The 19,403-nt window shown below is 31.9% G+C and carries 18 protein-coding genes; 13 read left to right on the top strand and 5 right to left on the bottom strand.

The genetic code is table 11. The annotated features are described in order from the left end of the window. Positions 1-27 precede the first annotated feature (27 nt). The 3 genes from ACVEGE_RS09915 to ACVEGE_RS09905 all read right to left on the bottom strand — a co-directional run bounded on the left by ACVEGE_RS09915 (position 28) and on the right by ACVEGE_RS09905 (position 4,147). Entirely contained in the window at positions 28-882 is an 855-nt protein-coding gene (locus ACVEGE_RS09915) for a DUF4249 domain-containing protein (RefSeq protein WP_173854902.1), read from the bottom strand. Positions 883-888: 6 nt separating this feature from the next. Beyond that, positions 889-3,180: a TonB-dependent receptor gene (locus ACVEGE_RS09910; RefSeq protein ID WP_225738093.1), complete on the bottom strand. Its 2,292-nt coding sequence runs from the start codon at positions 3,178-3,180 to the stop codon at positions 889-891. A 253-nt stretch (positions 3,181-3,433) separates the two neighbouring features. Beyond that, complete coding sequence (locus tag ACVEGE_RS09905) at positions 3,434-4,147, bottom strand: pyridoxine 5'-phosphate synthase (RefSeq protein WP_192500568.1); 714 nt, start codon at positions 4,145-4,147, stop codon at positions 3,434-3,436. Positions 4,148-4,262: 115 nt separating this feature from the next. Between ACVEGE_RS09905 and ACVEGE_RS09900 the strand changes: the two genes are divergently transcribed. The 8 genes from ACVEGE_RS09900 (at position 4,263) to murI (ending at position 12,567) form a co-directional block, all read left to right on the top strand. Beyond that, positions 4,263-4,919: a CBS domain-containing protein gene (locus ACVEGE_RS09900; RefSeq protein WP_173850533.1), complete on the top strand. Its 657-nt coding sequence runs from the start codon at positions 4,263-4,265 to the stop codon at positions 4,917-4,919. Positions 4,920-4,991: 72 nt separating this feature from the next. After that, complete coding sequence (locus ACVEGE_RS09895) at positions 4,992-5,876, top strand: NAD kinase (protein ID WP_192500567.1); 885 nt, start codon at positions 4,992-4,994, stop codon at positions 5,874-5,876. A 173-nt stretch (positions 5,877-6,049) separates the two neighbouring features. Continuing rightward, a complete protein-coding gene (gene porG / locus ACVEGE_RS09890; RefSeq protein ID WP_192500566.1) occupies positions 6,050-6,733 on the top strand; it encodes a type IX secretion system protein PorG in 684 nt (227 codons plus the stop codon). A gap of 4 nt (positions 6,734-6,737) precedes the next feature. Next, positions 6,738-7,478, top strand: coding sequence for an isoprenyl transferase (locus tag ACVEGE_RS09885; protein WP_173854897.1), 741 nt, complete (start codon positions 6,738-6,740; stop codon positions 7,476-7,478). Next, positions 7,411-10,137 carry a BamA/OMP85 family outer membrane protein gene (locus tag ACVEGE_RS09880; protein WP_192500565.1) on the top strand — a complete coding sequence of 909 codons (2,727 nt, stop codon included), beginning with the start codon at positions 7,411-7,413 and terminating at the stop codon, positions 10,135-10,137. Before ACVEGE_RS09885 ends, ACVEGE_RS09880 begins: the two co-directional genes overlap by 68 nt. Positions 10,138-10,171: 34 nt before the next feature. Then, positions 10,172-11,140, top strand: coding sequence for an OmpH/Skp family outer membrane protein (locus ACVEGE_RS09875; protein ID WP_192500564.1), 969 nt, complete (start codon positions 10,172-10,174; stop codon positions 11,138-11,140). Positions 11,141-11,174: 34 nt separating this feature from the next. Next, a complete protein-coding gene (locus ACVEGE_RS09870) occupies positions 11,175-11,675 on the top strand; it encodes an OmpH/Skp family outer membrane protein (protein WP_173850544.1) in 501 nt (166 codons plus the stop codon). 115 nt (positions 11,676-11,790) lie between these two features. Beyond that, entirely contained in the window at positions 11,791-12,567 is a 777-nt protein-coding gene (murI, locus tag ACVEGE_RS09865; RefSeq protein ID WP_173850546.1) for a glutamate racemase, read from the top strand. Position 12,568: 1 nt separating this feature from the next. Here murI and ACVEGE_RS09860 read toward each other — a convergent pair whose 3' ends face one another. Further along, positions 12,569-13,801: an aromatic hydrocarbon degradation protein gene (locus ACVEGE_RS09860; protein ID WP_192500563.1), complete on the bottom strand. Its 1,233-nt coding sequence runs from the start codon at positions 13,799-13,801 to the stop codon at positions 12,569-12,571. Then, a complete protein-coding gene (locus tag ACVEGE_RS09855; RefSeq protein WP_173854894.1) occupies positions 13,802-15,124 on the bottom strand; it encodes a DUF4270 family protein in 1,323 nt (440 codons plus the stop codon). It abuts the gene before it with no gap. A 229-nt stretch (positions 15,125-15,353) separates the two neighbouring features. Between ACVEGE_RS09855 and ACVEGE_RS09850 the strand changes: the two genes are divergently transcribed. Genes ACVEGE_RS09850 through ACVEGE_RS09830 form a run of 5 tightly spaced genes read left to right on the top strand, consistent with a single transcriptional unit; the run spans position 15,354 to position 19,403 of the window. Then, positions 15,354-16,202 (top strand): DUF6268 family outer membrane beta-barrel protein, encoded by an 849-nt coding sequence (locus ACVEGE_RS09850; protein WP_192500562.1) that lies wholly within the window; start codon positions 15,354-15,356, stop codon positions 16,200-16,202. A 14-nt stretch (positions 16,203-16,216) separates the two neighbouring features. Beyond that, on the top strand, positions 16,217-17,209 hold the full coding sequence (locus ACVEGE_RS09845; protein ID WP_192500561.1) for a Kelch repeat-containing protein: 993 nt from the start codon (positions 16,217-16,219) through the stop codon (positions 17,207-17,209). Next, on the top strand, positions 17,196-17,558 hold the full coding sequence (locus tag ACVEGE_RS09840; protein ID WP_225738092.1) for a DUF4907 domain-containing protein: 363 nt from the start codon (positions 17,196-17,198) through the stop codon (positions 17,556-17,558). The genes ACVEGE_RS09845 and ACVEGE_RS09840 overlap by 14 nt, the downstream gene beginning before the upstream one ends. Further along, positions 17,559-18,647, top strand: coding sequence for a sensor histidine kinase (locus tag ACVEGE_RS09835; protein ID WP_192500560.1), 1,089 nt, complete (start codon positions 17,559-17,561; stop codon positions 18,645-18,647). Positions 18,648-18,686: 39 nt separating this feature from the next. Then, entirely contained in the window at positions 18,687-19,403 is a 717-nt protein-coding gene (locus tag ACVEGE_RS09830) for a LytR/AlgR family response regulator transcription factor (RefSeq protein ID WP_173850559.1), read from the top strand.

Genomic DNA, 19,403 nt, shown 5'->3' with positions numbered 1-19,403 from the left:
CGAACTGAAAACCTATTCAGTTCGGCTTTATTTTTTTGAAGGTGTTTTCACAATAATCGTACTTTGCCCATAACCTGTCCACAATCCTAAACCACCCCTAATATTTGATTTCAAACTTGTATTTGATGGATAAATAGGGTTTCTACCATTAACAATTTCGTTTTGCCAACTATTCCAAAAATCAAAAGCTTCCTTATTTAAAGTTTTTAATTTCACATAAATCAAATCCCCATCAGTAAAGTAAGGTTGGAATTTTGTTTTTGGAAAAATCAAAATCCCTCTATTGATTTGCATCGAGACTGAACTTGAATTAAAGTTTTCATCATTTAAATTTCCATAAAATGCAGGAACAAAAATAGGCTCCTCTTTGTCTATTCTTGTAGTGACTTGGTAATAGTTCTTTTCGAGAACAGGATCGTCAAATGTTATAAAAACATAGCCAGTGGTATCTTGTACACTCTCCTTTATATAAGTCGCGGTTTTTAAAGGAACAGTTTTAGGAATAGCAGTTTTAGCCTCAATTATTCTATCTAAATATTCAATTTTCAAAGAATACTCTTTTCCAGATTCTCCAATCAATTCACTTCCGTAATAAACAAAGGGAGGGATTCGATCATTGTTTCTTTTTAACCTTAAAACTTCTTCATTTTCGCCGTCAGAAATGGTGACTTTAGCAGACCTTATAACATGGCTTAAAATAGTTGTAGAATCTATCTGTGCGGCAATTGGAATGCTTGTGGATAAAATCACTTGTGCATAATCACCCGACTCAATCCAGCCTTCTACAACAATTTCTGATTCTGACTGTGTACTTTTATCGAAATCGTCTTGATTACATCTCGTAAAAAACACTGCTAAAAAAACTAAAATAAAGTATTTCATAATTATTTAAAATTTAAACCTCCAACTAATAGAGGGCAAAATGGAATATAATGTTTTTCTTTCGGGGGTAACCTCTATCTTTTGCTTGTCTTCATCAATGGCAACATTCAAAACAGTATATATGGGATTTTCTATATTAAACGTATTGAAAACAGAAAAATTAAGTGCACTTTCCTTATCTCTAGTTTTTATGAAATAATAATTCACCGATAAATCTGTACGAATATAATTTGGCATTTGTGCATTATTATATTTACCATATTCTTTCACGGGATTATTATTTATGAAATACCATGATGTAGGTGTTGTGAAACGATTTCCTGAACTATAGATTTGTGTGATTCCAAAATTCCATTTTAAATTTAAATCATAAGTCCCTACGATGGCTAAGTTGTGTCTTCGATCGTACTTAGCAAAATAACGTTCTCCATCATTAATTTGGTCAAACTGTCTATTTGACCAACTCAAAGTATAACTCAACCATCCTTTAAATTTACCGCTGTCCTTTTTTAACATCCACTCTAAACCATAAGACTCCCCTTTCCCTACTAAAACATCATTTTTAAAAGTTGTTATTTCGTTAAACTGTGTTACACCATACGGATATTCAATTAGATTATTCATAGTGCGATAAAAGGTATTTAACGAAAAGTCAAACTGTTTTTTTATTTTTTGATTGTACCCTACAGAAAATTCATTAGAAGACTGAGCTGGTATACCATCAGAAGTAGCTATCCAAAAATCAGTTGGAATACCAACACTAGAAGTTGTAATCAGGTTCAAATATTGATTTTGACGTGTATAGGATGCAAAAAAAGAGCTGTTTAGATGAGGAATATAATTTAAAAGTAATCTAGGTTCTGCGCGCAAATAAGTAGCTTTTCCTTGATTAGAAGAATAATAATTAATACGCAAACCCAGTTCTGCAAACCACTTATTTGACAATTGCGGTTTAGCTGCGGTATAGATCGCTAAATTATTTGCTTTATTAATTATTGGTTGTTGCTTAATCGTACTAGCACTTAGGTTGCTTACATCAATTTTTTGAGGTTGCAATTCATAAGTACTATACTGTAAACCTGTTTCAAAAAGGATATTATTTATCGTATATTTAACAGCACTAGAGAATCCAAAATCTTTAACATAGGAACTAATATTGAGTTGTGCACTTGCTTGTTCCATACTCAAGTTATTTTCATACTGTGTAAAGTAAACTGAATTAGTCATTACCGCTCCTTTAGAAAACTGATATTTCCAAGTAGGCGAAACGGCCATATTACTCCATTTTAAATTAGCATTTAGCGCTAAATTTGAATCTGCTATTCCTAAAACATCACCACTCACAAAAGCATCAACAGTAAAAAGATGTTTTTTAGAAATTGCGGCAATAAAAGTTAAATTACCATCCCCAAAACTATATTTCAAATCTTTAGTATCACTGTTTTTATTTTTTCTTGAAGAGTCAAATAGCGGCGCAATGATTTCATCAATGTATGTTTTTCTTCCTGACAGATACAAACCCATTTTAGTATTTATAGGAATTGCTATAGTAGCCTGAGAAGCCAAGAGGCCTAAACTCCCTTTTACCAAAAAATCAGTAGGTATTTTATTAGTAGGTGATACCGCAACTGTAGCGCTTAATCTTCCTCCGTTTCTAGCATTAGAATTCGATTTATCAAATTGCACTTCCTGAACGTGATCTGCATTATAAAATGGGAAAACACCTAATAAATGTGCCATTCCATATACAGGGGTGGCGGCATAAAGCATTAAATTATGTCCTGGATCACTACCTCTTACATACAAATATCCATTTGCATCCCCAGAATTTTGCACACCAGGTGTAAGTTGTAATAATTTAATAATATCAGGAACCCCCATAATTGAAGGAACTGACGTAAGCTTCTCAGGAATGAAGGTTAAACTATTTCCTGACGAAATAGAGAGCATTTTTTTAGAATTTGACAAGATCACAACTTCTTTTAACGAGCTACTTTCTTTTTCTAAAATAAAATTAAGTGAAGTGTTAATTTGAAGATCATTGTTCAAATTCTGCATAATAAAACCTATAAAGCTAATATCAATAGTATAAAAACCAACAGGTAATTTAATTGCATATTCTCCAGCCTCATCAGAAACCGCTGTGTAGCTGTTTGTATCAGAAACAAAAACTAGGTTAGCGCCTACAATAGCTTGTTGTTCTTTATCTTTTACAAAACCCTTTAAAGTAATCTTAGATTGAGCCTGGGATTTCAGACAAAATAACAACAAAAAAGAAGAGAGTATAAATGCTTTCAATAGCTCATTTTTAAGAAAACGCTAAAGTAAACATTTTCGCCATAAACCAGCCTATATTTACCTACTAGATAAAATCAAAAGCGAGATATAAAGTTGCACTAAAAAACACTCTTTCCTGCAGTCTTTTTACGTGAAAGATTGAAGCGATATCCTTTTTAGGTTGGCTTTTTTTTGCCAGTCCAAAAAAGATATAGCTGAAAACCCTACCCGTCCCGATAGCTATCGGGATTATGCGGGTCACGCCCCAATTATTTTATTTTAATTTTTGTAAATACATATTTACTACGTTTTCGAGACCTAAATATAGTGATTCTGCAATTAACGCATGTCCTATAGAAACCTCTAATAATCCTGGAATATTTTGTTTAAAAAAATGAATATTATCCAAACTTAAATCGTGACCAGCATTGATTCCTAAGCCTAATTCGTTAGCTAAAAGAGCTGCTTTCACATAAGGATCTATTCCTTTATTATTTCCTAATCCATACTCATGTGCAAAAGCTTCAGTGTACAATTCTATTCGCTCTGTACCTGTTTGCTTTGCACCTTCAATCATATCGAGTTGCGGATCAACAAAAATCGAGGTACGTATACCATTGCGTTGAAATTCTTGAATCATCTCCGTAAGATAAGCTTGATTTTTTACCGTATCCCAACCTGCAGAAGAAGTGATTGCACCTATCGCATCTGGCACTAAAGTCACCTGCTCGGGTTTACACTCTAAAACCAAATCGATGAAATTATGTTGTGGATTTCCCTCAATATTGAATTCAGTGTAGACAATAGGCTTTAAGTCGCGTGCGTCTTGATAGCGAATGTGACGTTCATCTGGACGTGGGTGTATAGTGATTCCTTGAGCTCCAAATTTTTGAATATCGGCAGCTACTTTTAATAAGTCGGGAACATTGCCTCCACGAGCATTACGTAATGTAGCTATTTTATTGATGTTTACACTTAACTTTGTCATTGGAATACTTTTTGATTATAACTCTATGTTTAATGAGCACAAAAATACAAAGTAAAAGGTAGGAGATTTTGCCTTTTTTTGATTATTTTGCATAAAAATTGAGGATTTACAAAAGATGGATATTACAAACTACATAACTACTGACTTTAAAGCCATTGACAGCCAAGATAGTATTGCGACTGTGAAGGACTTTTTTGACGAAGTAAATATTTCTCACTTCCCTGTTGTTGAGGAAGGAGTTTTCATAGGGAATTTATCGGCTGAGGACATTGAAACTTTTGATGAAAATAAAAAAATTATAGATTACAAATATACGCTAGAGTCTTTTTTTACAAGAACAGACTCAGTATGGCTGGAAGTTTTAGAGGTTTTTGCTAAAAATCATGCTAATTTGATTCCGGTTCTAGACGAAAACAATAATTATATTGGTTATTACGAGATTGATGACATCATGACATTCTTTCACCAAACAACTTTTTTAAAAGAGCCTGGTAGAATTATAAAAGTAAAGAAAGGTATTATTGATTATTCTATGAGTCAAATCACACAAATTGTAGAAAGCAACAACGGTAAACTGTTGGGTTTATTTATATCAGAGTCGGATGCAGCTACGATTGAAGTGACTTTAAAAATTAGCATGGGTGCAATTAATGAAATCATACAAACTTTTAGAAGGTATAATTACGAAATCACTTCTGAACATCATGAGGATGATTATATTAATAATTTAAAAGAACGATCAGATTATTTAGACCGGTATCTTAATATATAATTATTGTCTATTTGACTAATCATTTATACATTTTAGCACAATAATACAAATCAAAAAAGAGTAAGCAAGACAATGAAAATAGCTATTTACGGTCAATATTATCAAAACAGTACCGAACCTATCATTAAGGATATTTTTGTTTTTTTTAATAGAAACAATATCGAATTAGTGATCGAGTCAAATTTTCTTGAAATGTTACATGACAAGGAGATTGTACAAAGAGAATACAACACTTTTTCGTCACATACTGAACTAGACAGCAGTTTTGACATGCTAGTAAGCATAGGTGGAGATGGAACTATATTAAGAGCAGCAACATTAGTTAGAGACTCTGGAGTTCCTATTTTAGGAATCAATGCAGGAAGGCTGGGATTTCTAGCAACTGTTCAAAAAGAGAATATTGCCGCTTTTTTACAAATTGTAATTGATAAAAAATACACGCTATCAAAGAGAACCCTACTTAGTTTATCTTGTACTCCGCCCAATCAAGCACTTCAAGACATTAATTTTGCTATGAATGAGATTTCGGTAAGTCGCAAAGACACCACTTCAATGATTACTATTGACACATATTTAAACGGTGAATTTTTGAATTCTTACTGGGCAGATGGCTTGATTATATCAACTCCTACTGGATCTACAGGTTATTCCCTTAGTTGCGGAGGCCCAATATTGACTCCAGATGTAAGAAGCTTAGTTATCACCCCTATCGCACCTCATAATTTAAATGCGAGACCGCTGGTTATTCCTGATGAAACAGAAATTGAATTGCGAGTTTCAGGTAGAGAGGAAAACTATTTGGTTTCACTTGATTCCAGAATTACATCTGTAGGTAATGAATCAATATTGACAATTAAAAAGACCCCTTTTAAAATAAATATGGTTGAAATTCCAGACGAAACATTCTTAAAAACACTCCGCAGTAAATTACTATGGGGCGAAGACAAACGAAATTAAATATTTATTTTAACCCTCAACTATACGATTATCTCGTTTTTTTCCGTTTTGAACTAACAAACTAGCAAATCCAATTAATTAAAGTGCTTATTCACGAAATAATAAGCACATTTAGTACATTGAGCATTGTTTAGTATCGATAATTATTATATTTGCACGCAATTTTTAAATAAATGAATAAATTTTCTGCTCTTTTATTAAGCTTATTTCTAAGCATGTCTATGTATTCACAAATTCATGAACTTGGGGTTTTCGTTGGTGGTAGTAACTACATTGGAGAGATAGGTCCAACGACCTATGTTGCTCCTAATAAGATGGCTTACGGCTTATTGTACAAATGGAACAAAAGTACGAGACACTCTTACCGCGTTTCTTACAGCCAGTCAGAAATAACTTCAAATGACATCGATTCTAAGGAACCTAGCCGAAACCAAAGGGGTTATCGCTTTGACAATAATATAAAAGAATTATCTTTAGGGCTTGAATTCAATTTTTTTGAGTTTAATTTGCATGAATTAGATAGTCAATTCACACCTTATATATACAGCGGATTAAATTACACACAGTATAACGGTCTATTTTATGTAAGCGGGGATACAAAATACGATTCTAATCATGGTACTATCGCTATACCTATAGCTATAGGAATTAAAAAAACTTTAAATAATCGTTTTGTGTTAGGTTTCGAAATTGGCACGAGATACACTTTTGCCGATGATATTGACGGAAGTAATCCCACAAATGACAATTTACAGAATTTAAAATTTGGAAATATAAATAATAACGATTGGTACGTGTTCTCAGGGTTTACATTAACGTATACCTTTGGACAAAAACCATGTTATTGCGCATACTAAAAAAATGAACTTACTAGAGAATATAGATCAAAACAACCTACCAAGACATCTAGCCATTATCATGGATGGAAATGGACGCTGGGCTAAAAAACAGGGGCTCCTAAGGGCTTTTGGCCATGAAAGTGGTACTAAATCAGTAAAGGTAATTATTAAGGCTTGCGCCAAATTAGGAATAGAAAACCTAACGCTTTACGCTTTTTCAACTGAAAACTGGAACAGACCTAAATTAGAAGTGGATACTTTAATGAAAATATTAATCAAATCATTAAAAAAAGAGCTCCCTACCCTAATTGAAAACAACATACGCTTAAATACGATAGGTAATCTTGAGAAAATGCCCGCATCGGCTCAAAAAGAATTGCTTGATGTAATAGAAAAAACAAAAAATAATACTCGAATGACGTTAACTCTTGCTTTAAGTTATGGGGCTAGAGAGGAACTTGTAAACGCTGTAAAGAACATCAGTGATAAAGTTAAAAATAATATAATTTCAATAGACGCTATTGACGATTCAATTATAAATCAGCATCTTTACACGCAAAATTTACCCGATGTAGATTTATTAATACGTACAAGTGGAGAACATAGGATCAGTAATTTCCTGCTATGGCAAATAGCTTATGCAGAATTATATTTTACCGATGTTTTGTGGCCTGACTTTAAAGAACAAGATTTATATGAGGCTATTATTAGTTATCAAAAAAGAGAACGTAGATTTGGAAAAACAAGTGAACAAATTAAATAAATTTTTAGTGTTGAATAAAAGTATAAAAGCAGTCCTTACCTTAGTCTTATTAGGTAGTTTTTCACAAGTTAAAGCCCAAGAACGTGTTCCATTTGATCAAGGAAAAAAATACATTCTAGCCGATGTTTCTGTAACAAGTAAAATAAGTTTTAACGAGCAAACTGTAGTAACCTTTGCAGGTCTACAAAAAGGACAAGAAATCACTGTACCAGGAGAAGAGATCAGCAGTGCCATCAAAAAGCTAGGAAAACTAGGCCTTTTTGATGAAATTTCATTTTATATCAATCACATCGAGAATGATAGTATATACCTTGACTTAGATATTAAAGAACTTCCTAAATTAAAGGAAGTGAAATTTGTTGGTGTTAAGAAAAACAAAACCGAAGCTTTAATTAAAGACAACGGCTTAACCAAAAACAAAGTAGTTAATGAAAATTTAATTACTACCACTAAAAACTACATCGAAAATAAATACAAAAAAGATGGTTACTACAATACTAAAGTAAACATCAACATTAGCAAAGATACCGCTACAGTAAACGAGGTAAATATGCTTGTTAGTGTTGATAAAGGTCAAAAAGTAAAAGTGCAAAGCATAGATTTTGTTGGTAATGGAAAAATGTCTGACAAGGCTTTACGCAAGGCAATGAAGGACACCAAGGAGAAGAGATTAGGACGATTTTGGAAAACTTCAAAATTCATCAAAGAAAAATACAAGACTGATTTAGAAAAAGTTATCGCTAAATATAAAGAAAAAGGATATAGAGATGCTAGAATAACTTCGGACTCTGTTGTTTATAATAAAAATAAGAAAGCACTTGATGTAAAAATCAATCTTGAAGAAGGTAATAAATATTACTTTGGAGACATTAAATTCTTAGGGAACACAGTATATTCTGATCAGTTTTTATCTCGAATAATAGGAGTTAAAAAAGGAGAAGTTTACAATGGCGTATTATTACAAAAAAGAATTGCTGACAATACAAAGCCTGATGGTGAAGACCTTACTAATTTATATCAAAACAACGGTTATTTATTTTCAAACATTAATGCTGTAGAGGTAAAAACTGCTAATGACACCATTGATTTTGAAATTAGAGTAACTGAAGGCCCATTAGCATATTTCAATAAAATCACGGTAACAGGAAATGATAAAACAAATGACCGTGTAATTTATAGAGAATTAAGAACAAAACCAGGTCAAAAATACAGTAAGGAAGAACTTGTAAGGACGATTCGTGAAATTGGACAATTAGGATTTTTCGATCCTGAAGCAATTAACCCAGCTTTTAAAAATGTAGATGCAGCTGCCGGAACAGTGGACATTGAATACCAACTTGTTGAAAAAGGGTCTAGCCAAATTGAACTACAAGGTGGATACGGTGGAGGTGGTTTCATAGGAACCTTAGGACTTTCATTTAATAACTTTTCTGCAAGGAACTTAGGCAAGAAAGAAGCCTACAAACCACTTCCTATGGGAGATGGTCAAAAAGTATCCTTACGTTTACAAGGAAGTACTTATTTTCAAACATATAGTGTTTCATTCTCTGAACCATGGTTTGGACAAAAGAAACCAGTACAATTCAGCTCATCTATTTCATATAGTACACAATATTTAAGCGATTATAATACACAAAAAGCCGATAAAAGTAAAAGTTTTAACATCCTAACTTTATCTGTAGGATTAGCAAAAAGATTAACTGTTCCTGATGACTTTTTTGTATTATCTCAGTCCGTTAGTTACCAACATTATAGCTTAAACAACTACAACACTGGGCTGTTTACTTTTGGAAACGGAAACTCTCGAAATCTTGCTTATACCATAGGATTAACTAGAAATAGTAAAGGGGTCAACCCAATATTTCCAACATATGGTTCTGAGTTTAGTATCTCGGCAAAATTCACCCCTCCGTATAGTTTATTTAACGGAACTGATTATGCTACATTAGGAGACAAAGAGGCATATAAATTAAAAAGTACAGCAGATGTTTTTGATTCTGCTGGAAATATCACCATTGCAAAAGGATCTTATTTGGATGCTTCTGGAAATAAAGTATCTACTTATCAAGAGGCAGCTCCTGATGCAGCGATTGTGGATCAAAAGAAATTTGATTGGTTAGAATATTATAAAGTTAAGTTCAAAGCTGATTGGTACACTAAATTATATGGTAAATTAGTTTTAAGAACATTAACTGAATTTGGTTTCTTAGGAGCTTACAACCAAGATAGAGGTTTAGTACCGTTTGAGAGATTTTATGTTGGTGGAGATGGTTTAGCTAACTATTCTATGGATGGTAGAGAAACAATTCAGTTAAGAGGATATCCTAATAACTCATTGACGCCAGTAAATAGCGTAGGAGAGCAAATTGGAGCTACCGTTTACAATAAATTCTCATTAGAATTACGTTACCCAATTACCTTGAAGTCATCAGCATCTATATATGCACTAGCATTCTTAGAAGCAGGATCTTCATATGAAAATTTCAAAAGTTACAACCCATTTGCATTAAGCCGTTCAGCTGGTGTTGGTTTACGTGTATTTATGCCTGCATTTGGATTATTAGGAATTGATTTTGGACATGCATTTGATGCGCTTCCAGCTGGTCAAACACAGCCTAAAGCATGGGAAACACATTTTATAATTGGACAACAGTTCTAGATAAGGATTAACAATTTTCTAATGTCAAAAAGTTATGAGAAAACAAATTTTATTTTTATTTTTAGCGACAATTGTAGGTAATACGATATATTCGCAGTCGAGAGGTACAAGAGTTGGCTATATAGATATGGAGTACATTTTACAAAATGTACCTAACTACACTGAGGCTACCTCTCAATTAGAAATAAAAGCTCAAAAATGGAAACAAGAAATTGAGGCTAAGAAAATTGAAATAAACAAAGTAAAAGATGCTCTAAATGCTGAAAAGGTTTTATTAACCAAAGCATTAATAGAAGAACGTGAAACAGAGATTAAATTTCTGGAGACACAAATGCTAGATTATCAGCAAAAACGTTTTGGGACAAACGGCGATTTAATGATTCAGAAGTCACAAATGGCTAAACCAATACAAGATCAAGTTTTTACTGCAGTACAAGATATTGCAGAAGCTAAAAAATATGATTTTATATTTGATAAATCTTCAAACTTAACCATGCTTTTTGCAGCTAATAGGTTTGACATAAGCGATCAAGTTTTACGTGTTATTAATAGAGCTGATAAAAGAGAACAATTGACTAAAAAACAACTTGAAGCTCAAGAAGCAAAAGACAATAAAGAAGATGCAATTGACGATAATGAGTTTTTATCAGAGCGTCAAAAAGCATTAGACGAGAAAAAAGCAGCACGTGATAAAGCTCTTGAAGAAAGAAGAGCAGCACAAGAACTTAAGAAGAAAGAATATGAAGATCGTAAGGCTCAAATTCTAGCAGATCGAGAAGATAAAAAAAATGGCACGGTTTCTGCGAACACTACCACAACTAGTACTAGTGCAGAAGACACCACAAAATTATCAGACGAAGCTGCACAACAAAAACTAGATGAAGCGAAAGCTCAAAAACTAGAAGAACGTAAAAAAATTCTTGAAGATCGTAAGAAAGCTTTAGAAGAACGAAGAATGAAAATTCTTCAAGAGAGAGACTCTATTAAAAAGTCGAGAGAATAAAAACCAAAAATTAATACTTAATATTTTAAAAACGATGAAACAAATCAAAACTTTAGTAATTGCTGCATTATTCATTTTAGGAGCAAGTCAAACTAGTAACGCTCAAGCAAAAACAGCTCATGTTGATGTAAGTGAAATTATGTCAAAAATGCCAGCAATGCTAGATGCGCAAAAACAATTAGAAAAATTGAGTTCTACATATGATGCTGATTACAAGAAAATGGTAGAAGAATACCAAGCAAAATTAAAAAAATACGAAACTGAATCTGCGACTGTTACTGATGCTGTGAACGGAGATCGTTCTAAAGAAGTACAAGACATGCAAAAAAGAATTGTTGACTTTAGAGATAATGCTCAAAAAGAATTACAACAAAAAGAATCTGATATCGTTAAACCTTTAATGGAAAAAGTAAGAGCTTCTATCCAAAAAGTTGGAAAAGCTAAAGGTTTCCAATATGTATTAGACGGTTCTACTCTTTTACTTGCTGACGGTACTAATTTAACAGCAGATGTTAAAAAAGACTTAGGATTCTAAGAAATACTAAAACTCAAATGCAAACCATTCTTTCATAATTTGATCGAGTGGTTTTCTTTTTTTAGTCCATTATTTTTTTTAGGATTTTAACTTCATAGCACTTAACTTTGTTTTAATGAACAACAATCATCCCATAGGAATTTTCGATTCAGGAATAGGAGGCACTTCAATTTGGAAGGAAATAAATCATTTACTACCAAATGAGAAAACCATCTATCTAGCAGATAGTAAAAATGCCCCTTACGGTCAAAAATCAAAAGAAGAGATTATTGCCCTGAGCATTAAAAATACCGAAATATTACTTGAAATGGAGTGTAAGCTTATTGTTGTTGCCTGTAATACAGCAACAACAAATGCAATTAAAGAACTTCGGGATAAATACGATGTTCCTTTTATAGGTATTGAACCAGCTATAAAACCAGCTGCAACAAACTCAAAAACACAAACTATAGGAATACTTGCAACACAAGGAACACTTAGTAGCGAATTATTTTATACTACTGCCCAAAAATTTCAAAGCACTAAAATTGTAGAACAAGTGGGACACGGACTGGTACAATTGATTGAAAGCGGTGCTATTAATTCGCCTGAGATGAAAGAATTACTCTTATCCTACCTTACTCCGATGATTGCTGCAAATATTGATTACTTGGTACTAGGATGTAGTCATTACCCCTATTTGATTCCGCAAATAAGAGCAATACTTCCTGATAATATTGAGATAATTGATTCTGGAGAAGCTGTTGCAAAACAAACCAAAAACCTTTTAAAAGACAGTATAGGTTTTACTTCAGAAAATCACAACGAAGCTGTTTTTTATACGAATACAGACGCTACTGTTCTAAATGAAATATTAGGACACAATTATACTATTATCAAAAAAGATTTTTAATCTAATCAATCTTTCGTTTAATAAACCATATTCCGTCTAGACTTAGATTTAAACTAATTTTATGGTAGTTCTCCTTGATTAATCCGTTACCAACACTTCCTTTTTGACCATAAGAATACGAAATATTCAAAGCTGAAAAAGTATTTTCAAGTGGTAAAGAAACCCCTAAAGATAAAGACATGTTTTTTACTTTATTATTATCTACTTCTAGATAACCTGTATCGTAATTAAAACCTGTTGAGTATTTTATTCGATCAAAATAACTTCTAATTGTTTTTGGCTTACTATATGAAAATCCTATAGCAAATTTATCCTGGTTTGTAAAATCACCATACAAATCAGATTGATTCGTTCCGTTCCAAAAACTTCTTCCATAATCAACCGTTAAGTTTAAATTGTTTTTGAAGCGTTTACTTACTCCAAAACCAACTTCTAAAGGCATGTAATAATTATCTACATCAGAAGCTTCCTCAGACTCAACTGTTGTTGTTCCCGAATTGTTAATTGCGGTCACTGATTCTACCTTAGAGGCGTTAATCCTAGTTGGTAATTTTATCGTAGAACCTATTGTGAGGGTAGAATCTAAAGCAAATTGCGTACCCAATGAAAATCGGGCTCCATTATACGTTGTATTTTTATAGATACTAGTTATTGAGTTCTCAATAGTATAAGTTTTATCATCACTGGTGCTACCAAATAAATAAGACATAGAAGCCCCTAATGACAGCTTTTTACTTATTTTATATCCATAAGAAAAATCTACATCGTTCAAACCTCCTGTTCCTGTTGCGTCTAAAGTATAATAATCGCTACTATTGTATATTGGCAAAGCCAAATTAGAAATTTTATATGTGCTACTTGAATAGGGTTTTAAAGCAAAACTAAAACCAGACTTTTTAGTCACAGGAAAAGCAACCGCTATATGCGAAAACTGTACGTTATTTCGGTTTTCTTTATTGGCGCTATTTTCATAACTAGTCAAAATAGCTTTACCTCCTATATCAAACATAAAATGATTTAGATACATTGAACCCAATGAAGCTGGATTTAGATTATTAATATACTGATTTGACGGCAAAGCAATACCAGAAGAACCTATGGATGCGTTGGAACCAAAATCAGCATCATAAGTACTTCCTAAACCATATAAGGAATAAGGAGAGCTTGAAATACTTTGCGAAAAGGATTGTAATGTAAGTAGGAAAAAAAATCCTAAAAGTGTTTTATTTTTCATTTAATAAGAAATATAATAAATTTTCAATTTAAGCGTATTGCTTTTCGTTTTTTGATCAGCTAGGACAACTCTATTCACCGCTTTTGAAACATTTGGTATTGCCAGAATTAAAGAATATTTAGAGTCGGATTCTTTAATCATTTCAGACTGTAAAAAAGCTCCAATCGATATTTTATAAGCTGTAGTTTCATTAAACTCATCATTACTATTATTTAAAATTGCGTAAATAGGAGTACCAGCAGCCGTAGTTAAAGTTCCTTTTATTCTATTTAAGTTGTCACCAATGTAAACCTGCAAAGAATCAGGAAGCGGATACGCATTTGAATAAGTAGTATTCACAGGCTTAATCGTTAACTCAGCATCTACAATTGCATTTTTATCGTACAAGTATTTTAACTGTTTTATATTAGGAAAATCGATTCTGCAGGCAACACCACTACCTGATTGAATAAATGCTTTATTAGCGGTACTTGTACTGGACAACTTTGCTGTACCTGTAGGTAAGTTTTGAAGTAGCGTATTGGACTTATCCGAAAAAATATTATTAAACTGATTGCTTGCGCTTAAAATTCCAAAATTCATCACGTAAGATGTTTCACTTGTTGATAAATATTTAGAATAATACATGCGCAACTCACTAGATAAGTTGAATCCCATAACGCTTGAAGAATTATCTGTACTGGCTTTAATCACAAAACCTTTTAAATATTCTGTAAATTCATCTGAGCTTGTTATTTCTTTCTTTTTAATTTTCTGAAAAAGCGCTTCACCAAATACATCATCTAAAACAACATTTACAGAATCTTGACTATTCGGTTTTGGTTTAAAAACAATGTTTCCTAAACTATTACTATCATAACTTAACTTAGAATCATTATGAAAAGTACCATCTTCAAGAGTAGCTTTTACTTTTTCGTTTAAACGGTGAATACTAAAAGAATATGATTTTGTAGTATCTCCATAATAGTACTTGTCTAATTTCATGACCATTCTAATGGAGTCAAAAACATAATTTAAACTTTCAGTGTCAGAATAATCAGAGTATAACGAATAACTCGTACCATAAAGTTGAAAATAACTATCCGATTGTATTTTACCAAAGATGGGATCTACATAATAACCTACTAAAACCCTACTTTGACCTGAGGTGACTAATGAGTCTAATTGTATTGTGGCAACATCAACACTTAAAGTATCAATTAATAATACATTATTGTTAAGGGCTAAATAATCAGAACCAACGACAAAATTACCAGTATCTGTATCTGTATTACATGAAGTTATTAAAGCCGCAAAAAACAGCAAAAAGAATAGCTTGTACATAAATGTTTTTGAACAAATATAGAAGAGCGTCATGCTAAACGAATAATAAGTTATACCAACTGTCCCTTTCTATCTATAAAGAGTTGTTTACAATCTACAATTGACCATCAATAATCACTGAGGCATTCATCTAATTAAAACGCTAATTTATCTATGAAAAAGTAGCATCTATATATCTTCTTTTTTTAAAATAGATAATGCTCCTACTTTTGAACCAATAATTAAGGCAATGATCCAAAAGAAATTTACAATCCTACTATTTATGTTTTCTCTCTTTAATTTATCTGCACAAAATAAGGTTGTAGTAGACTTAAATACAAACACGCTATCAACTAATGATTATACGCAAAACGAAACAGAAATTAACGGGACATTCTATAAAAAATTAAACGAGAAAAGCGCCTTAACAAATACAGTTGGTTACAAAAACAAAAGCATCAACTATTCCTTAACAAGTCATGAACTTCCTGAAAGTTTAAATCAATTTAACAAAATAGAGAACATCCTTGAATTTTCCCATTTATTAAATTCTAAAACCAAGTTAATTATAGCTGCAAAACCTATAGCAACTTTTGAAAAAAATATTGACTTTAAAGACATCGCACTTTTAGGAGGAATGGGAATTGAGTACCAATTTAATACAAAAACAAGTTTGAATATAGGAGTAACAAGAGAAACCTATTTTGGGTCAATTGCCCTATTACCTACAATTTCTTTCTACCATAAATTAAACGAAAAGTTAGCTATTGATTTGGGATTTCCGAATACTACAGTATCATTTACAAACAATATTAGAAACGAATTTAAATTAACAAATAATTTCAACGGAAGCTATTATAATCTTGATAAGCCCGTACTCATTAACAATACAATTCTAGCCACTACAGCACGTTTTTCGAACATGACCTCATCAATTGAGTATGATCGAAATGTAGACACTAACTGGTTTTTAAATTTTAAAGCTGGATATGAATTCAATAAAAAATTCACCTTAGAAGACGCAAATAACAATACAACATTTAGCGACGATAATAATAAAGCATACATTTTTACTATTGGAATAAAATACAAATACTAACAAAAACAATAATTATGAATATATTAAAAAAAGGTTTACTGTTTACAACACTTATTATCAACATCGCCTTTGTAGGCTGTAGTAAAGATGAAGATGAAGACGTATTAGGAAACTGGATAAAAAAATCCACCTTTGATGGCCCTGCAAGATCAAGTGCTAGCAGTTTTGTAATAGGTAGTTTTGCCTATATAGCTACAGGATATACAGGCGATGAATATTTAACCGACCTTTGGGCTTACAACTCTGACGGGGATTCTTGGGAACAAAAAGCTGATTTCATAGGTGTTGCAAGAAGTGCTAGTTCTGCATTTGAATTAAATGACAAAGGTTACGTAGGCTTAGGTTATGATGGTACTAATAAATTACGTGATTTTTATCAATATGACCCTGCTACTAATCAATGGACACAAAAAACAGATTTTGCTGGAACAGGAAGATATTCGGCTGTGGGATTTCAAGTAAGCGGAAAAGCATATTTTGGAACTGGTTATGACGGAAATTATCTTAAAGATTTTTATCAGTATGATGATGCACTAGACAACTGGACACTAGTAACTGGTTTTGGTGGAAACAAAAGAAGAAATGCTACTGTGTTTGTTATAGATGACAAGGCATATTTAGGAACTGGAATTAATAATGGTAGTTACCAAGTTGACTTTTGGGAATTTGACCCAAGCACTGATGTATGGACTAAGAAAAGAGATCTTGATGACGATGAAGATGATCATGATACATACTTAATTACTCGATCTAATGCAGTGAGCTTCTCAATGAACGGTTTAGGTTATATTGCTTGTGGCGAAAATTCTAAATCAATTTGGGAATACAATCCATCGACTGACCTGTGGAATGAGAAAACAGCTTTAGAAGGATCTGCTAGAACAGATGCTACTGGTTTTGCTATAAACCAAAGAGGCTTTATTGTATTAGGAAGATCAGGATCAGCTTACTATGATGACTCATGGGAATTTAAACCTTTAGAAGAACAAAACGATGATGACAATTAATAAAAACATAAAAAACTTCTGGTATTCAAGCCAGAAGTTTTTTTCATTACTGAATCTATTAAAAATTAGCTTAGTATTACTTTTTATTTTTTTAAATACTTCATGTAATCGAGCTAATAATCTAAAACTTGAATCCATAAAAACAACTAATGGATGGGGATACACCATTAAAGAAAATGACAAAATCATTATTAAGCAATCAATAATTCCTGTTATTGCAAATAATCGTAGTTTTGAAACTGAAGAAGATGCTTTAAAAGTAGGCGCAGTTGTATTGCAAAAATTAAAAGACAATACCTCTCCTACACTATCAAAAAATGATTTGACTTCATTAGCAATAAAAATTTAAATGAATATAGAAAAACTAAAAAATAACATTTCAAGTACCGTATTAATCCATGTGATTATCTGGGGTCTTTTCATGTCTATGGCACTAATACCATTTTATGAAAACAGTACTGATATTAATGCTGACTTCTTTGTACAATGGGTAACCGGAATAGCATTATTCTACTTGAATTATTATTACTTAGTTCCTAATCTATTATTACACAAAAAAGCAGGACTTTATATCACTATTGTTGTTGTTATTCTTTTGATATTAATGACAATACGCTTTCTTTATTTTATGCCTGAAGTTAGAAATCCAATGGTGACTAGATTAATGAATACTGCAGCGAATAATCAACTACAAAGAGGACCACATCAAGGAAAACCTCCTTTGTTTTTTAAAATAATCCCTACTTTATTTTACATTTTCATCATTGCTGCAAGTACGGTTATAAGAACCTTAACAGAATACCATAATAATGAGCAAAACAAGTTAATTATGGAATCTAATAGAACTGCTAGCGAACTAAATTACTTAAGGAAACAGACTAACCCACATTTTTTATTTAATGCTCTTAATAGCATCTATTCTTTAGCTTATAAAAAATCCGATTTGGTTCCTGACGCTATTGTTACCTTATCAGAAATGATGCGTTACATGCTCTATGAAACAGATAATCAAACCGTATTTCTTGAAAAAGAAATCAATTACATTAAAAATTACTTAGAATTACAGAAACTAAGACTCAATAACATTGAAAATATTTACATCAATATTCACGGCGAAACTAGAGAAAAGTACATTGAGCCTTTACTATTAATCTCATTTGTAGAAAATGCTTTTAAATATGGAACTGATTATAAAGGCGCTGCTTATGTTAAAATAAAAATAAGTATTGAGAATGATAATTTAGATTTCTGGATCGAAAACAAAATCCAAGATTATACTAAAGATCCAGATAACTCCGGAATAGGGATGAATAACATAGAAAACAGACTGGATTTACTGTATCCAAACTCGCATCAACTTACTATTCTAGAAACTGACGGTACTTACACTGCACATCTAAAATTAAAATTAGATCAATTAAAAAAAACAAACACTTAATTAAAACAGTATTTTAGTCCTAACTTAAAGAAACCAAAAATGAAATGTGTAATTATTGATGACGAACCTTTAGCAGTTGATTTAATAAAAGAATTTGTTAGCAAAGTAGAAACTCTTGAGCTAGTAAATACTTTCAACAACGCTATTGACGCAATATCAGTAGTTAATCAATCAAATGTTGACTTGATTTTTTTAGACATCGAAATGCCTCATTTTTCAGGAATTGATTTCTTAAATGCAATTGATAAAAAACCACTAATAATTTTTACTACTGCTTATGAAAACTATGCAGTTGAAGGATTTAACTTAGGCGCCGTTGATTATTTGGTTAAACCAATACCTTTTAATCGATTTCTAAAGTCGGTAACGCGCGCGCAACAACTATTAAATCCTCAAAATATTCCCGCAACATATAATTCTAAACTTACACCTCCAGAAATTGAACACGATTTTATGTTTGTTAGAGCCGAATATGAGAATGTAAAATTAAATTTTGCTGATATTTTATATATTGAAGGCTTAAAAGACTATGTCAAAATATACACTGTAGACAACAAATACATTTTAACATTAATTAGTCTTATAAAACTAGAGACACAATTGAGTAACAAAGGATTTGCTAGAATTCACAGGTCTTATATCATAAATATAAAACATGTGAAATCTATTCAAAAAAACAAAGTGATCATTGCTGAAAAAAGAATTCCAATTAGCGAAAGCTATAAGAACAGCTTTTTTGAAAAAATTAATTTATAA

The sequence above is a fragment of the Flavobacterium sp. PL002 genome, assembly GCF_054165825.1.
The sequence above is the reverse complement of the archived record's forward strand: the minus strand, read 5'-3'. Positions and strand labels throughout refer to the sequence as shown.

What these genes read in the sequence shown, in the direction of transcription:
- ACVEGE_RS09915 (WP_173854902.1), bottom strand. Translation starts at nt 882, where the DNA reads ATGAAATACTTTATTTTAGTTTTTTTAGCAGTGTTTTTTACGAGATGT.
- ACVEGE_RS09905 (WP_192500568.1), bottom strand. Translation starts at nt 4,147, where the DNA reads ATGACAAAGTTAAGTGTAAACATCAATAAAATAGCTACATTACGTAAT.
- ACVEGE_RS09900 (WP_173850533.1), top strand. Translation starts at nt 4,263, where the DNA reads ATGGATATTACAAACTACATAACTACTGACTTTAAAGCCATTGACAGC.
- ACVEGE_RS09895 (WP_192500567.1), top strand. Translation starts at nt 4,992, where the DNA reads ATGAAAATAGCTATTTACGGTCAATATTATCAAAACAGTACCGAACCT.
- porG (WP_192500566.1), top strand. Translation starts at nt 6,050, where the DNA reads ATGAATAAATTTTCTGCTCTTTTATTAAGCTTATTTCTAAGCATGTCT.
- ACVEGE_RS09885 (WP_173854897.1), top strand. Translation starts at nt 6,738, where the DNA reads ATGAACTTACTAGAGAATATAGATCAAAACAACCTACCAAGACATCTA.
- ACVEGE_RS09880 (WP_192500565.1), top strand. Translation starts at nt 7,411, where the DNA reads ATGAGGCTATTATTAGTTATCAAAAAAGAGAACGTAGATTTGGAAAAA.
- ACVEGE_RS09875 (WP_192500564.1), top strand. Translation starts at nt 10,172, where the DNA reads ATGAGAAAACAAATTTTATTTTTATTTTTAGCGACAATTGTAGGTAAT.
- ACVEGE_RS09870 (WP_173850544.1), top strand. Translation starts at nt 11,175, where the DNA reads ATGAAACAAATCAAAACTTTAGTAATTGCTGCATTATTCATTTTAGGA.
- murI (WP_173850546.1), top strand. Translation starts at nt 11,791, where the DNA reads ATGAACAACAATCATCCCATAGGAATTTTCGATTCAGGAATAGGAGGC.
- ACVEGE_RS09860 (WP_192500563.1), bottom strand. Translation starts at nt 13,801, where the DNA reads ATGAAAAATAAAACACTTTTAGGATTTTTTTTCCTACTTACATTACAA.
- ACVEGE_RS09855 (WP_173854894.1), bottom strand. Translation starts at nt 15,124, where the DNA reads ATGTACAAGCTATTCTTTTTGCTGTTTTTTGCGGCTTTAATAACTTCA.
- ACVEGE_RS09850 (WP_192500562.1), top strand. Translation starts at nt 15,354, where the DNA reads ATGATCCAAAAGAAATTTACAATCCTACTATTTATGTTTTCTCTCTTT.
- ACVEGE_RS09845 (WP_192500561.1), top strand. Translation starts at nt 16,217, where the DNA reads ATGAATATATTAAAAAAAGGTTTACTGTTTACAACACTTATTATCAAC.
- ACVEGE_RS09840 (WP_225738092.1), top strand. Translation starts at nt 17,196, where the DNA reads ATGATGACAATTAATAAAAACATAAAAAACTTCTGGTATTCAAGCCAG.
- ACVEGE_RS09835 (WP_192500560.1), top strand. Translation starts at nt 17,559, where the DNA reads ATGAATATAGAAAAACTAAAAAATAACATTTCAAGTACCGTATTAATC.
- ACVEGE_RS09830 (WP_173850559.1), top strand. Translation starts at nt 18,687, where the DNA reads ATGAAATGTGTAATTATTGATGACGAACCTTTAGCAGTTGATTTAATA.